The organism is Streptomyces sp. NPDC090108 (assembly GCF_044747185.1).
GTDB lineage: Bacteria > Actinomycetota > Actinomycetes > Streptomycetales > Streptomycetaceae > Streptomyces.
Window position 1 is genome coordinate 560,346 of sequence record NZ_JBIVDQ010000005.1, and the last position, 14,255, is coordinate 574,600.

The 14,255-nt window shown below is 71.9% G+C and carries 11 protein-coding genes; 8 read left to right on the forward strand and 3 right to left on the reverse strand.

Going from position 1 to position 14,255, the window contains the following annotated elements; genetic code table 11:
• Window positions 1–36 precede the first annotated feature (36 nt).
• Window positions 37–327, forward strand: coding sequence for a YggT family protein (locus ACIPRD_RS20735; RefSeq protein WP_356398558.1), 291 nt, complete (start codon window positions 37–39; stop codon window positions 325–327).
• A 52-nt stretch (window positions 328–379) separates the two neighbouring features.
• Window positions 380–1,612, forward strand: a complete 1,233-nt coding sequence (locus ACIPRD_RS20740; protein ID WP_401564882.1) for a DivIVA domain-containing protein — start codon at window positions 380–382, stop codon at window positions 1,610–1,612.
• Window positions 1,613–1,972: 360 nt separating this feature from the next.
• On the opposite strand, the gene ileS is transcribed toward ACIPRD_RS20740, so the two are convergent.
• Complete coding sequence (gene ileS, locus ACIPRD_RS20745) at window positions 1,973–5,110, reverse strand: isoleucine--tRNA ligase (RefSeq protein ID WP_401564884.1); 3,138 nt, start codon at window positions 5,108–5,110, stop codon at window positions 1,973–1,975.
• A 626-nt stretch (window positions 5,111–5,736) separates the two neighbouring features.
• Between ileS and ACIPRD_RS20750 the strand changes: the two genes are divergently transcribed.
• The 6 genes from ACIPRD_RS20750 (at window position 5,737) to ACIPRD_RS20775 (ending at window position 11,548) form a co-directional block, all read left to right on the forward strand.
• Window positions 5,737–6,957 (forward strand): TraR/DksA family transcriptional regulator, encoded by a 1,221-nt coding sequence (locus ACIPRD_RS20750; protein ID WP_401564887.1) that lies wholly within the window; start codon window positions 5,737–5,739, stop codon window positions 6,955–6,957.
• A gap of 67 nt (window positions 6,958–7,024) precedes the next feature.
• A complete protein-coding gene (gene lspA, locus ACIPRD_RS20755) occupies window positions 7,025–7,669 on the forward strand; it encodes a signal peptidase II (RefSeq protein ID WP_356398566.1) in 645 nt (214 codons plus the stop codon).
• A gap of 103 nt (window positions 7,670–7,772) precedes the next feature.
• Window positions 7,773–8,717 (forward strand): RluA family pseudouridine synthase, encoded by a 945-nt coding sequence (locus ACIPRD_RS20760; protein WP_356398568.1) that lies wholly within the window; start codon window positions 7,773–7,775, stop codon window positions 8,715–8,717.
• Window positions 8,714–9,181, forward strand: a complete 468-nt coding sequence (locus ACIPRD_RS20765; RefSeq protein WP_356398570.1) for a GNAT family N-acetyltransferase — start codon at window positions 8,714–8,716, stop codon at window positions 9,179–9,181. The genes ACIPRD_RS20760 and ACIPRD_RS20765 overlap by 4 nt, the downstream gene beginning before the upstream one ends.
• A gap of 106 nt (window positions 9,182–9,287) precedes the next feature.
• Complete coding sequence (locus ACIPRD_RS20770) at window positions 9,288–10,874, forward strand: Na+/H+ antiporter (RefSeq protein WP_401564890.1); 1,587 nt, start codon at window positions 9,288–9,290, stop codon at window positions 10,872–10,874.
• A 101-nt stretch (window positions 10,875–10,975) separates the two neighbouring features.
• Window positions 10,976–11,548, forward strand: coding sequence for a dienelactone hydrolase family protein (locus ACIPRD_RS20775; RefSeq protein WP_356398574.1), 573 nt, complete (start codon window positions 10,976–10,978; stop codon window positions 11,546–11,548).
• Window positions 11,549–11,570: 22 nt separating this feature from the next.
• On the opposite strand, the gene ACIPRD_RS20780 is transcribed toward ACIPRD_RS20775, so the two are convergent.
• On the reverse strand, window positions 11,571–13,241 hold the full coding sequence (locus ACIPRD_RS20780; protein ID WP_401564892.1) for an alkaline phosphatase D family protein: 1,671 nt from the start codon (window positions 13,239–13,241) through the stop codon (window positions 11,571–11,573).
• A gap of 111 nt (window positions 13,242–13,352) precedes the next feature.
• Window positions 13,353–14,171 carry a thioredoxin domain-containing protein gene (locus ACIPRD_RS20785; protein ID WP_356398578.1) on the reverse strand — a complete coding sequence of 273 codons (819 nt, stop codon included), beginning with the start codon at window positions 14,169–14,171 and terminating at the stop codon, window positions 13,353–13,355.
• Window positions 14,172–14,255: the final 84 nt, after the last annotated feature.

The following is a 14,255-nucleotide window of genomic DNA, read 5'->3' on the forward strand; positions in this document are numbered from 1 at the left end:
AGGAAGCACGAAACAGGGGAGAGGGAAGCGCAGACCATGAGCGTGTTCGCGCAGGTGATCTACATCGCGCTGATGGTGTTCCTCGTCGTGCTGATCTTCCGGTTGGTCATGGACTACGTCTTCCAGTTCGCCCGCTCGTGGCAACCCGGCAAGGCGATGGTGGTCGTACTGGAGGCCACCTACACTGTCACCGATCCACCGTTGAAGCTTCTGCGGCGTTTCATCCCGCCGTTGCGTCTCGGGGGAGTGGCACTCGACCTGTCCTTCTTCGTACTGATGATCATCGTCTACATTCTCATCACCGTCGCGCAGAACTTCGCGAGATGACAGTGGACGATACGGTCTTGCCGACTGCCGATGACTACGTTGAGGTGAAGAGATGCCGTTGACCCCCGAGGACGTGCGGAACAAGCAGTTCACGACCGTCCGCCTCCGAGAAGGCTATGACGAGGACGAGGTCGATGCCTTCCTCGACGAGGTCGAAGCCGAACTGACGCGACTGCTCCGCGAGAACGAGGACCTGCGCGCCAAGCTGGCCGCGGCCACGCGCGCTGCTGCCCAGAACCAGCAGAACATGCGCAAGCCCCCGGAGCAGCAGGACCAGCAGCAGCAGCCGCCGCAGCAGCAGGGCATGCGAGGCCCGGGCGCCCCCGTGCCCGCCGGCATATCGGGCCCGCCGCAGCAGCAGATGGGCGGCCCCATGGGCGGCCCGCCGCAGCTGCCGAGCGGCGCCCCGCAGCTGCCCGCCGGTCCCGGTGGTCAGGGTGGTCCGCAGGGTCCCGGTCCGATGGGTCAGGGTCAGATGGGCCAGGGCCCCATGGGTCCCGGTCCGATGGGCCAGGGCCCCATGGGCCAGGGTCCGATGGGTCAGGGTCCGATGGGCCAGGGTCCGATGGGTCAGGGTCCGATGGGCCAGGGTCCTATGGGTGGTCAGCCCCCCATGCCGCAGCAGATGGGTGGCCCGATGGGCGGCCCCATGGGCGGTCCGATGGGCGGCCCCGGTCAGGGTCCCGGTGGCGACAGCGCCGCCCGCGTCCTCTCGCTGGCCCAGCAGACCGCCGACCAGGCGATCGCCGAGGCCCGTTCCGAGGCCAACAAGATCGTCGGCGAGGCCCGCAGCCGCGCCGAGGGTCTGGAGCGTGACGCCCGTGCCAAGGCCGACGCCCTGGAGCGGGACGCGCAGGAGAAGCACCGCGTCGCGATGGGCTCCCTGGAGTCCGCCCGCGCCACGCTGGAGCGCAAGGTCGAGGACCTGCGCGGCTTCGAGCGCGAGTACCGCACGCGTCTGAAGTCGTACCTCGAGTCCCAGCTGCGTCAGCTGGAGACCCAGGCCGACGACTCGCTCGCTCCGCCGCGCACCCCGGCCGCCGCGTCCCTTCCGCCGTCCCCGTCGCCGTCCATGGCGCCGGCCGGTGCGGGAGCCCCGTCGTACGGCGGCAACCAGGGCATGGGCGGCGGCCCGGCCCCTGCGGGCCCGTCCTACGGCGGCCAGCAGCAGATGACCCCGGCCATGACCCAGCCGATGGCTCCGGTCCGTCCGCAGGGTCCGTCCCCGATGGGCCAGGCTCCCTCGCCGATGCGCGGGTTCCTGATCGACGAGGACGACAACTGAGCAGTACGCCATAGGCGTCGGCAGCGCTGAGGGGCGGGGCCCCGGATCTCCTGATCCGGGGCCCCGCCCTATTTACGCGTGTTGACAGAGGCGGGCGTGGGATGTGCGGGGCCGACGCCCGTGGTGGCTCGTGTCCGGTCGCCGGTGAGAGGACGGCCGCCCGGCCCGCCGACGGGCCCGTGGGGCCGTGTGCCGAAGGCGGAGCGGTCCGGCGGCCCGTGACGGGTTGTCCGGACGGGTTGTCCGGACGGGGGAACGGACGAGGGGCGGACAGGGGGCGGACCGGGGGCGGGAAACGCGACGGCGGCCGCCCGCGAGCCTCAGGCCCGTGGGCGGCCGCCGTTTGGCGTCCGGTGAGGACTACGCCTTGCGTAGGCGGAACGTCAGCGACAGCCCCTCGTCGGTGAAGGCGTCCCCGTAGGTGCCGTCCGCGTCGCCCTGGCCGAAGTCGGTCGCGAGGACCTCCTCGGCGATCAGGCCGGCGTGCTCGGACAGGGCGGCGGTGACCGCCGGGTCCGCGGAGGACCAGCGCAGCGCGATGCGGTCGGCGACGTCCAGGCCGCTGTTCTTGCGGGCCTCCTGGATCAGCCGGATCGCGTCACGGGCGAGGCCCGCCTGCCGCAGCTCGTCGGTGATCTCCAGGTCCAGCGCCACCGTGGCACCGGAGTCCGAGGCCACCGACCAGCCCTCGCGCGGCGTCTCGGTGATGATCACCTCGTCCGGGGCGAGGGTGACGGTCTCCCCGTCGACCTCGACCGACGCCGTGCCCTCGCGCAGCGCGAGGGATAGCGCGGCCGCGTCGGCGGCGGCGACGGCCTTCGCCACGTCCTGCACCCGCTTGCCGAACCGCTTGCCGAGGGCGCGGAAGTTGGCCTTGGCCGTGGTGTCGACCAGCGAGCCGCCGACCTCGGACAGCGACGCCAGCGCCTCGACGTTCAGCTCCTCCGTGATCTGCGCGTGCAGTTCGGGGTCGAGCCTGTCGAAGCCGTTCGCGGCGACCAGGGCGCGGGAGAGCGGCTGGCGCGTCTTGACGCCCGACTCCGCGCGCGTGGCACGGCCCAGCTCCACCAGCCGGCGCACCAGGACCATCTGCTTCGACAGCTCCGGGTCGATCGCGGACAGGTCCGCCTCGGGCCAGGAGGACAGGTGGACGGACTCCGGGGCGCCCGGGGTCACCGGCACCACCAGGTCCTGCCAGACCCGCTCGGAGATGAACGGGGTGATCGGGGCCATCAGCTTGGTGACCGTCTCCACCACCTCGTGCAGGGTGCGCAGCGCGGCCTTGTCGCCCTGCCAGAACCGGCGGCGCGAGCGGCGCACGTACCAGTTCGACAGGTCGTCGACGAACGCGGACAGCAGCTTGCCGGCGCGCTGGGTGTCGTACGACTCCAGGGCCTCGGTCACCTGGTCGGTGAGGGCGTGCAGCTCGGACAGCAGCCAGCGGTCCAGGACCGGGCGGTCGGCCGGGGCCGGGTCCGCCGCGCTGGGCGCCCAGTCCGCCGTACGGGCGTACAGCGCCTGGAAGGCGACCGTGTTCCAGTAGGTCAGCAGCGTCTTGCGCACGACCTCCTGGATGGTGCCGTGACCGACGCGGCGGGCCGCCCAGGGGGAACCGCCGGCCGCCATGAACCAGCGCACCGCGTCCGCGCCGTGCTGGTCCATGAGCGGGATGGGCTCCAGGGTGTTGCCCAGGTGCTTGGACATCTTCCGGCCGTCCTCGGCCAGGATGTGACCGAGGCAGACCACGTTCTCGTACGACGACTCGTCGAAGACGAGCGTGCCGACGGCCATCAGCGTGTAGAACCAGCCGCGGGTCTGGTCGATCGCCTCGGAGATGAACTGCGCCGGGTAACGGCTCTCGAACAGCTCCTTGTTCTTGTGCGGGTAGCCCCACTGCGCGAACGGCATCGAGCCCGAGTCGTACCAGGCGTCGATCACCTCGGGCACGCGCGTGGCGGTGTCGCCGCACTCCGGGCACGGGAAGGTGACCTCGTCGATGAACGGGCGGTGCGGGTCCAGCTCCGACTGGTCGGTGCCGGTCAGCGCGGTCAGCTCCGCACGGGAGCCGACGACCGTGAGGTGGTCGTCGTCGCAGCGCCAGATGGGCAGCGGGGTGCCCCAGTAGCGGTTGCGGGAGAGCGCCCAGTCGATGTTGTTGCTCAGCCAGTCGCCGAAGCGGCCGTGCTTGACGGTCTCCGGGAACCAGTTGGTCTTCTCGTTCTCCGCGAGCATCCGGTCCTTGACGGCCGTGGTGCGGATGTACCAGGACGGCTGCGCGTAGTAGAGCAGCGCGGTGTGGCAGCGCCAGCAGTGCGGGTAGCTGTGCTCGTACGGCAGGTGCCGGAAGAGCAGGCCGCGCTCCTGGAGGTCCTCGGTGAGCTTCTCGTCGGCCTTCTTGAAGAAGACGCCGCCGACCAGCGGGACGTCCTCCTCGAAGGTGCCGTCGGGGCGGACCGGGTTGACCACGGGCAGGCCGTAGGCGCGGCAGACCAGGAGGTCGTCCGCACCGAAGGCGGGGGACTGGTGGACCAGACCCGTACCGTCCTCGGTGGTGACGTAGTCGGCGTTCACCACGTAGTGCGCCGGCTCCGGGAACTCGACCAGCTCGAACGGGCGCTGGTAGGTCCAGCGCTCCATCTCGGCGCCGGTGAAGCTCTGGCCGGTGGTCTCCCAGCCCTCGCCGAGCGCCTTGGCGAGCAGCGGCTCGGCGACGACGATCTTCTCCTCGCCGTTCGTCGCCACGACGTAGGTGACGTCCGGGTGCGCGGCGACCGCCGTGTTGGACACGAGGGTCCACGGGGTCGTCGTCCACACCAGCAGCGAGGCCTCGCCGGCCAGCGGGCCGGAGGTGAGCGGGAAGCGGACGTAGACCGAGGGGTCGACGACCGTCTCGTAGCCCTGCGCCAGCTCGTGGTCGGACAGGCCGGTGCCGCAGCGCGGGCACCACGGGGCGACGCGGTGGTCCTGGACCAGTAGGCCCTTGCCGAAGATCTCCTTCAGCGACCACCAGACCGACTCGATGTACTCGGGGTCCATCGTGCGGTACGGGTCGTCGAGGTCGGTCCAGTAGCCCATGCGGGTCGTGAGCTCGGCGAAGGCGTCCGTGTGCCGGGTCACCGACTCGCGGCACTTGGCGTTGAACGCCGCGATGCCGTACTCCTCGATGTCCTGCTTGCCGGAGAAGCCCAGCTCCTTCTCGACCGCCAGCTCCACGGGCAGGCCGTGGCAGTCCCAGCCGGCCTTGCGGCCCACGTGGTAGCCGCGCATGGTGCGGAAGCGGGGGAAGACGTCCTTGAAGACGCGTGCCTCGATGTGGTGGGCGCCGGGCATGCCGTTGGCGGTGGGCGGGCCCTCGTAGAACACCCACTCGGGGCGGCCCTCGGACTGCTCCAGGGTCTTGGCGAAGATCTTCTGGTCGCGCCAGAAGTCGAGCACCGCGTGCTCCAGCGCGGGCAGGTCGACCTGGGCGGGCACCTGGCGGTACGTCGGCTCTGTCATCTGCGAGCATCCTCCAACGGAACTGGCTGCCTTCCGTCGGAGGGACGAGAGCCTTCCATCTGCGGACGCCTTGTGCGGCGCGCTCCCGCGGTACCACCCTCCTTGGCCCCCCGCCGCGCCGTACACGCCGGTGAGCCCCCTCATTGGGGTCGCGAATCCGGTTCTACTCCCCGTGAGGCTCCTCGCGGCCCCTCACGGCTTTCTTCCGGCGGCTCCGGGGTGATCTTCACCTCGCGCTGGCCCCCGGGCTCACACCGTCCCCGGGTCGCTCTTGGCTGCGTACGACGCTACTCGTCCCCATCCATGCTTTTCGCTCCGCCCAGTGTACGGCGCCACGCGGACAGCGGCCGACCGCATTTCCGCCCGGCGCCGCAAGGCTCCGGACCGGTGCCGGGAAGGGGCGGGAGTGACCCGAATGGCGAGGGTGGCGGTGGGTTTCGTCCGGGAGCGGGCCGCACGGGCGGATTACCCGGCGGGGAGCTGGGCACAACGGATGCAGGTCCGCTGCGCGGGGGGTGCGGGACGACCGGATCGGGCGGCGTGCCCCGTTGCCGCGGGACTCAAGTCGATTTATCGTCCCAGCACGATTCGCGAGCAAGATCACAGTATGTGAAGGGGCCGCGGCCATGGTGGCGAAGAAGACCGCCGTACAGCACCCGGAGCACCCGGCGACCGGCCGGTCCAGGGGCGCGGTCGCCTCTGCCACGGGCTCCGGTCCCGCCGTCGCCGAGGCCGGTGAGGCCGACGGCACGAAGACCACGCGCGCGCGTGCGGGTTCCGCCGGACGAGCGGCCGGCCGCGCGGCCGGGACGACGACGGCCGGGACGGCGGCGGCGAAGAAGGCGGCGGGCGGCAAGGCGGCGGCCGGGAAGGCGGCGGCCGCGGGAGACGCGAAGAAGACGGCGCCGAAGAAGTCGACGGCGACGAAGGCGGCACCGAAGACGGCGGCGACGAAGACGGCGGCCGGGACTACGGCCGGGACGAAGACGGCCGCGAGGAAAACCGCTGCCCGCAAGACCGCCGCGGAGAAGGCCACCTCCCAGCAGGCCCCTGGGGAGAAGGCCCCCGAGGAGAAGGCCCCCGGGGAGAAGAGCACCCCCCGGAAGGCATCCGCGGAGAAGACCACCGGCCGGAAGGCCACCGCGAAGACGGCCGCTGCTAAGACGGCCGCCGCTGAGACGGCCGCCGCGAAGAGAGCCGCCGGCCACAAGGACACCGGGAAGACGGCCGCCGAGAAGAAGGGCGCAGCCACGAAGACGCCGGTCGCCGCCAGGACCGCGGCCGGTAAGAAGGCGGCCGCGAGCGCGGCGAAGAGCACGGGCGACAAGGCGGGCGCGGCGCGGGCCGCGGAGCAGACGGGAGCCACGACAGTGGTTGCGAAGAAGACTCCTGGCACGGCCACGGCGGCGCAGACCGCCGTACCCAAGGCGCGCGCCGCCGCGGTGGAGCCCGGCGAACTCGCGGTGCGCCCCGGCGAGGACCCCTGGACCACCGAGGAGGTCGAGGAGGCCCGTGCGGAGCTGACGGCCGAGGCCGAGCGCCTGTCGGAGGAGATCAGTTCCTCCGAGGCGTCCCTGGTGGGTCTGATGCGGGACTCCGGGGACGGAGCCGGCGACGACCAGGCCGACACCGGGACCAAGAACATCACGCGCGAGCACGAGATGGCGCTGGCCGCCAACGCGCGCGAGATGCTGACCCAGACCGAGCGCGCCCTGGAACGGCTGGACGCCGGCACCTACGGCCTGTGCGAGAACTGCGGCAATCCCATCGGCAAGGCCCGCATGCAGGCGTTCCCGCGGGCCACCCTGTGCGTGGAGTGCAAACAGAAGCAGGAACGTCGCTCCTGAGCAGGAGTGACCGACGGGGCGTGCCGTAGTCTCGTCCCCAGTCAGGCACCTAGGTTGAGGGACTCACGTGACAGAGGCGGAGCGCATCATCGGTACGCCGGACATCCCGGGGGACGGCGGCGAGCGGACGGGGGCGGCCGGAGTGCCCGCCGGGTCCGGCGCGCCCCAGGGATCCGGCACGCCAGGCGCGGGGGAGCAGGGTCCGGAGCCGCAGCGCAAGGGCCGGCGCGGGCGCCGGATCGCCGTGCTGTTCGCGGTGGCCGCGTTCGCCTACGCCCTCGACCTGATCAGCAAGATGCTCGTGGTCGCCAAGCTGGAGAACCACGCGCCGATCAAGGTGATCGGCGACCTGCTGGAGCTGAACGCCATCCGGAACCCGGGCGCCGCCTTCGGCTTCGGCGCGGCCTTCACGGTCATCTTCACCCTGATCGCCGCCATCGTGATCGTGGTGATCATCCGGCTGGCCCGCAAGCTCTACAGCACGCCCTGGGCCATCGCGCTCGGCCTGCTGCTCGGCGGCGCGCTCGGCAACCTCACCGACCGCGTCTTCCGCTCGCCCGGCCTCTTCGAGGGCAAGGTCGTGGACTTCATCGCGCCCAAGGGCTTCGCCGTCTTCAACCTCGCCGACTCGGCCATCGTGTGCGGCGGCATCCTGATCGTGCTGCTGTCCTTCCGCGGCCTCGACCCGGACGGCACCGTCCACAAGGACTGACGACGGGCCCGCGACGGCCGCCGCCGGCCCGGCGCGGGCCCGGCGGACCGGGTTGTCCACAGGCTCGTTCGGCGCGGTCGGGGCCGTCCGTCATACTCGACGGGTGAGCACGATTCCCGAGATCCGTACCCTGCCCGTGCCGGACGGCCTGGAGGGCGAGCGCGTCGACGCCGCCATCTCCCGCATGTTCGGCTTCTCCCGCACGAAGGCGGCGGAGCTGGCCGCGGCCGGCAAGGTCCAGGTCGACGGTGCCGTGGTCGGCAAGTCCGAGCGGGTGCACGGCGGTGCCTGGCTCGAGGTCGAGATGCCGCAGGCGCCCGCGCCCGTGCAGATCGTGGCCGAGCCGGTCGAGGGCATGGAGATCGTGTACGACGACGACGACGTGGTCGTCATCGTCAAGCCGGTCGGCGTGGCCGCGCACCCCTCTCCGGGCTGGACCGGCACGACCGTCATCGGCGGCCTGGCCGCCGCCGGCTACCGGATCTCCACCTCCGGCGCCGCCGAGCGCCAGGGCATCGTGCACCGCCTCGACGTCGGCACCTCCGGCCTGATGGTCGTCGCCAAGTCGGAGCGCGCGTACACCTCGCTCAAGCGCCAGTTCAAGGAGCGCACGGTCGACAAGCGCTACCACACCCTCGTCCAGGGCCACCCCGACCCGACGAGCGGCACGATCGACGCGCCCATCGGCCGCCACCCGAACCACGACTACAAGTGGGCGGTCATCGCCGAGGGCAAGCCCTCCGTGACCCACTACGACCTCATCGAGGCCTTCCGCGCCGCCTCCCTGCTCGACGTGAAGCTGGAGACCGGCCGCACCCACCAGATCCGCGTCCACATGTCGGCCCACCGCCACCCCTGCGTCGGCGACCTGACCTACGGCGCCGACCCCACGCTCGCCAAGCGGCTGGGCCTGCAGCGCCAGTGGCTGCACGCCGTACGGCTCGGCTTCGAGCACCCCGCGGACGGCGAGTGGGTCGAGTTCGAGAGCGAGTACCCCGAGGACCTCCGGCAGGCGCTCGACCAGGTCCGCGAGGAGACCTACGCGTGAGCGCGCCGTACACGGTCCGCGTCGCCGAGGACCCCGCCGACCGCGAGGCCTGCTTCGGCCTGCGCAAGGAGGTCTTCGTCGCCGAGCAGCGCGTCCCCGAGGACATCGAGTACGACGTGTACGACGCCGTCGCCCTGCACGTGCTGGCGGTCCGCGAGGACGGTGTGCCGCTGGGCACCGGGCGCCTGCTGTACGGCGAGGCCGCGGCCGGGAAGACCGGCGGCGACCCTGCCGTCGGCTCCCTCGGGCGGCTTGCCGTCGCCCGGGAGGCACGCGGCCTGGGCGTCGGGGTGGCCCTGGTGCGGGCCATCGAGGACGCGGCCCGCGCGCTGGGGCTGAAGACCGTCGACCTGCACGCCCAGACGCACGCCCTCGGCTTCTACGAGCGCCTCGGCTACGAGCCGTACGGCCCGGAATACCCCGAGGCCGGCATCCCGCACCAGGGGATGCGCCGCACGCTGTAGGTCCGCCGCGGCACGCTCCGCGCCCCGGGCGCGGAGCGGACCGGTCGGCACGGTCGCATGGCAGGCTGGGGCCCCTGCGTGATCGTCGACTCCGAAAGTGCCGGCCGTGGATCAGTTGGGCCTGTTGTTCTTGCTGCTGCTCGGGGCCGTGGTGAGCGTTCCGGTGGGAGACCGGTTCGGGCTTCCGGCGCCGGTGCTGATGACCCTGTTCGGCGGGGTCCTCGCGGTGGCCGACTTCGTGCCCGAGGTGACGGTTCCGCCCTCGCTGATCCTGCCCACGGTGCTGCCGCCGCTCCTCTACGCCGCCGTGCGCCGCACCTCCTGGCGGCAGTTCGCGGCGAACGTACGCCCGATCTTCCTGCTGGCCGTCGCCCTGGTGTTCGTCACCACGGTGTGCGTGGCGGCGGCCGCCCACGCCATGGTGCCGGGCCTGCCGGTCGCCGCCGCGGTGGCGCTGGGCGCCCTGATCGCCCCGCCCGACCCGGTCGCCGTGACCGCCGTGGCCGGACAGCTCGGGCTGCCGCGCCGCCTGGTGTCCATCCTGGAGGGCGAGGGCCTCTTCAACGACGTCACGGCGATCGTGCTCTACCACGTGGCCATCGCCGCCGCCGTCAGCGGCGAGTTCTCGGCCTGGCGCGCGGGCCTGGACCTGGTGCTGTCGGCCGTGGTCGCCGTCGTCGTCGGACTCGCCCTGGGCTGGGGCGCGAACCGGCTGCTGGACCTGCTCGGCGACGCGACCCTGCAGATCGGGCTGACCCTGCTGGTTCCGTACGCCTCCTACGTGCTCGCGGAGGAACTGCACGGCTCCGGGGTGCTCAGCGTGCTCGTCGTCTCCCTCTACCTCGCCGAGTACGCCACCGACGCCGACGACGTGCTGACCCGGCTGGCCGGTTACACCTTCTGGGACATCGTCGACACGCTCGTCACCGGGGTGGCCTTCGGGCTGATCGGCCTCGAACTGCACAACGCGATCACCACCGCGCCCGGACGCTGGGGCACGCTCCTCGGCTACGCGGCGGCGGTCGCGGCCGTGGTCGTCGTCGTACGCCTGGTGTGGCTGATGCCCGCGACCTGGCTGACCAGGCGGCTGCACGCCAGCCGGGACTACGAGGAGGAGATCCCGCTGGGCTGGCGGGAGACCCTGGTGATGTGGTGGTCCGGGATGCGCGGGGTGGCCTCGGTGGCGCTCGCGCTGGCCATCCCGCTGGAGACCGACGCCGGGACGCCCTTCCCCGACCGGAACGAGATCGTGTTCATCGCGTTCGGGGTGATCGCCGCGACGCTGGTGCTCCAGGGGATGACCCTGCCGTGGCTGGTGAAGCGCCTGGGGGTCAGGGCCGACTCCGAGCGCGAGAAGGAGTTCGAGAAGGAGCTGGCCGGCCGGGCGATGAAGGCCGCCCGGCAGAAGCTGCGCGAGATCGAGCAGGTGGAGGAGCTGCCGGAGGAACTGTCCGAGCAGATGCTGCGGCGGGCCTACGACATCGGGATCCGGATCAGCCCGGAACTCGGGGAGGAGGAACGGCGGGAGGCCCATGAGAAGAGGGCGCTGCGGCTGAAGCGGGTGCGGAAGATCCAGGGGGAGCTGATGAGCGCGGCCCGGCACGAGGTGCTGGCCGCCCGCAGCGAGCCGGGAGCGGACCCGGAGATCGTGGACCGGGTCCTGCGCCACCTCGACGTACGCAGCCTGCGCTGACGGCCCGCCCCGGCATCCGCGCATGTCGGCGGCCGGGCGACACACCCGTCCACACGGGGCCGAGGTGCCCGGGCGGCGGAGGCTGCTGGCACCATGGGTCCATGAACATCATGCTCTTTCACTCCGTCTACGGGCTCACCCCTGCCGTGCGCGAGGCCGCCGAGCGGCTGCGTGCGGCCGGGCACGAGGTGTGGACGCCGGACCTCTTCGAGGGGCGCACCTTCGGCACGGCCGAGGAGGGCATGGAGTTCAAGGAGCAGCTCGGCAAGGAGGAACTGCTGAAGCGCGCGGTGCTGGCCGCCGCGCCCTACTCGGACCGGGGACTGGTCTACGCGGGCCTCTCGGTCGGCGCCTCCGTCGCCCAGACCCTGGCCCTCGGCGACGAGAAGGCGAAGGGTCTGCTGCTCCTGCACGGCACCTCGGACATCGCGCCGAACGCGCAGGCCGAGGACCTGCCGGTGCAGTTGCACGTGGCGGAGCCCGACCCGTTCGAGACGGACGACTGGCTGAGCGCCTGGTACCTGCAGATGGGCCGGACCGGCGCCGACGTGGAGGTCTACCGCTACCCGGGGGCCGGCCACCTCTACACCGACCCCGAGCTGCCGGACTACGACCGGGAGGCCGCCGAGGCCACCTGGCGGGTGGCGCTCGGCTTCCTCGACAGCCTGGACTGACCCGGCAGGCCGGACCGGCGCCTCACACCGGGTCGTAGGTCCGCTCGACGCGCTGGCTGCCGCTCGCGGTGCGGTACGACCGGACCCAGGCCGAGGTCGCGGCGGGGTCGGTGCGGTCGGACAGCACGTAGTAGTCCATCTGCGCCCGGTCGGCCGTGATGTCCAGGACGCCGTAGCCGTGACGGTCGGTGTCCAGCCAGTGGACGTGCCGGTTCGCCGCCCTGATGACCGGCGAGGCGACCGCCGAGACCGTGCCCTCGGGGACCTTCACGATGTCGTCGAGGTTGTCGGAGGTCACCGAGGTGACGACGAACTCGGTGGCCGCCGAGGCCGACAGCGGGTAGGTGCCCGCGTCGTAGGGCACGTCGTTGGCCCACGCCATGTGGATGTCACCGGTCAGGAAGACGGTGTTGCCGATGGCGTTGGCGCGCAGGTGGTCCAGCAGTTCGCGGCGGTCGTCGGTGTAGCCGTCCCACTGGTCGGTGTTGACGGCGATGCCCTCCTGCGGCAGCCCCAGCAGCTTGGCCAGCGGCTTCAGCAGGTCCGCGGAGAGCGAGCCGAAGGCGACCGGCGAGATCATCACCGAGTTGCCGACCAGCCGCCACCGGGTGTCGGAGGCCTTCAGACCCGCCTTGAGCCAGTCGAGCTGGGCGCGCCCGGTGATCGTGCGGTCCGGGTCGTCCACCGCGCCGCTGGCCGTGGCGGCCTGCTGGGAGCGGAAGGAACGCAGGTCCAGCAGGGACAGATCGGCGAGCTTGCCGAAGCGCAGCCGGCGGTAGGTGGTGCCGGCGATCGCGGGGCGGACCGGCATCCACTCGAAGTAGGCCTGCTTGGCGGCGGCCTGACGGGCCGTCCAGGTGCCCTCGGCGCCCTCGGTGTGGTTGACCGCGCCGCCCGACCAGGCGTTGTCGGCGAACTCGTGGTCGTCCCAGATCGCGACGACCGGGGCCTTCAGGTGGAGCGCCTGGAGGTCGGGGTCGGTCTTGTGCGTGGCGTGCCGGATCCGGTAGTCGGCGAGCGTGAGGATCTCGTGGGCCGGGGCGTGCGGGCGGACGACCTTGCCCCGGGCCGCGTACTCGCCGGACTTGTACTCGTAGATGTAGTCGCCCAGGTGGAGCCAGGCGTCGAGGTCGCCGCGGGCCGCGAGGTGGCGGTAGGCGGAGAACCAGCCCGCCTCCCAGTTGGCGCAGGAGACCACGCCGAAGCGCAGGCCGGGCACGGCCGCGTCGGCCGCCGGCGCGGTGCGGGTGCGCGCCACCGGGGAGACGGCGGTGCCGGCCGAGAAGCGGAAGTAGTAGTCGCTGGCCGGCTGCAGGCCGCGGATGTCCGCCTTCACGGTGTGGTCGGCGGCGGCCGTGGCGGTGGTGGAGCCCTGGGCCACGACGTTCGTCAGCGCCCTGTCCCGGGCGACGGTCCAGGTCACCTCGGTGTCCGGGCCGGTCCCGGAGCCGGGGGTGGCATCGGGGGTGGGGGTCACCCGCGTCCACAGCAGGACGCCGTCGGGAAGGGGGTCGCCGGAGGCCACACCGTGCAGGAACGCGGGGGCGTCCGCGGCCGCGCGGGCCGGGAGCGCGGCGGCCAGCGGTCCGGCCAGGGCCGCGGTGGCCGCCGCGGCCTTCACGACCGTACGGCGGCTGGGGGCAGGCGGGTTGAGCCCCTGGGAAGCCCGGGGCGAATGCTGTCGACTGGTCACGAGCGATCAGGTTACTGATCGGTACGCACGAGAGCGGGCGAACTCCGAAAGTTCGCCCGCTCTTCACGCGGTGACCGGTCCCGCGACGTCGGCCGGTGTCCGGACGGGCCGTCAGCCCTTGAGGGCCGCGCCCACCACCTTCTCGAAGTCGGCCACCGTCATGGGCGGGTTGCCCTGGGCGTCGGCGCTGAGCTTCTTGCCGTCCATGACGAAGCTCGGGGTGCCGCTCACGCCGTCCTTGTTGTCGTCGAAGGTCTTCGACATGGCCATCGCCCAGGCGTCGTAGGTGCCCTTCTCGACCGCGTTCTTGAACGTGGCGTTGTTCTTGAGGGCGGGGACGGTGTCGGCCGCCTTGAGCAGGTAGCTGTCGTCCTTGAACTTGTCGGTCGTCTCGTCCGGGTGCCACTTCGTCGAGTACAGCGCGGTCTTGTACTCGGCGAACGCCTCGGGGCTGACGTTCAGCGCGGCGCCCAGGGCGCTCAGCGCGTTCTTGGAGCCCTCGCCGTTGTCGTGGCTGTCGATGAACGTGGCGCCGACGTACTGGATCTTGAACTTGCCGGCGTCCAGGTCCTTCTTCACCGTCGAGCCGACCGTCTGCTCGAACTGGGCGCAGATCGGGCAGCGCGGGTCCTCGTAGACCTTGAGGGTCTTCTTGGCGGTGTCCTTGCCGATGACGACGGTGGTGCCGTTCGTGCCCGTGGTGTTGGCCGGGGCGACGACCTTCGCCTTCTTCATGGCCTCCCAGTGGCTGGGCTTGTTGGCCTGGACGACGGCGTAGCCGATGCCGCCGGCCGCGGCCAGCACGGCGACGACCGAGGCGGCCACGACGAGCTGGCGCTTGGTCTTGTCGCGCCTGGCCTGCCGCTCGCGCTCCTCGCGCAGCCGCTCCCGGGCCGCCGTCTTCGCCGACTGGCTGTTGCGCTGGCTCATGCTGGTGATCTCCCTGTGGGACGCGCATCTGTCGTGCGCGGGACGTGTGTGGGGACGTGCGGGTACGGACCGGTCGTGCGCGGT

Bases quoted from the DNA above. Each gene is read 5' to 3' on its own strand.
- ACIPRD_RS20735 (WP_356398558.1), top strand. From the start codon at position 37: ATGAGCGTGTTCGCGCAGGTGATCTACATCGCGCTGATGGTGTTCCTC.
- ACIPRD_RS20785 (WP_356398578.1), bottom strand. From the start codon at position 14,171: ATGAGCCAGCGCAACAGCCAGTCGGCGAAGACGGCGGCCCGGGAGCGG.
- ileS (WP_401564884.1), bottom strand. From the start codon at position 5,110: ATGACAGAGCCGACGTACCGCCAGGTGCCCGCCCAGGTCGACCTGCCC.
- ACIPRD_RS20750 (WP_401564887.1), top strand. From the start codon at position 5,737: ATGGTGGCGAAGAAGACCGCCGTACAGCACCCGGAGCACCCGGCGACC.
- ACIPRD_RS20775 (WP_356398574.1), top strand. From the start codon at position 10,976: ATGAACATCATGCTCTTTCACTCCGTCTACGGGCTCACCCCTGCCGTG.
- ACIPRD_RS20740 (WP_401564882.1), top strand. From the start codon at position 380: ATGCCGTTGACCCCCGAGGACGTGCGGAACAAGCAGTTCACGACCGTC.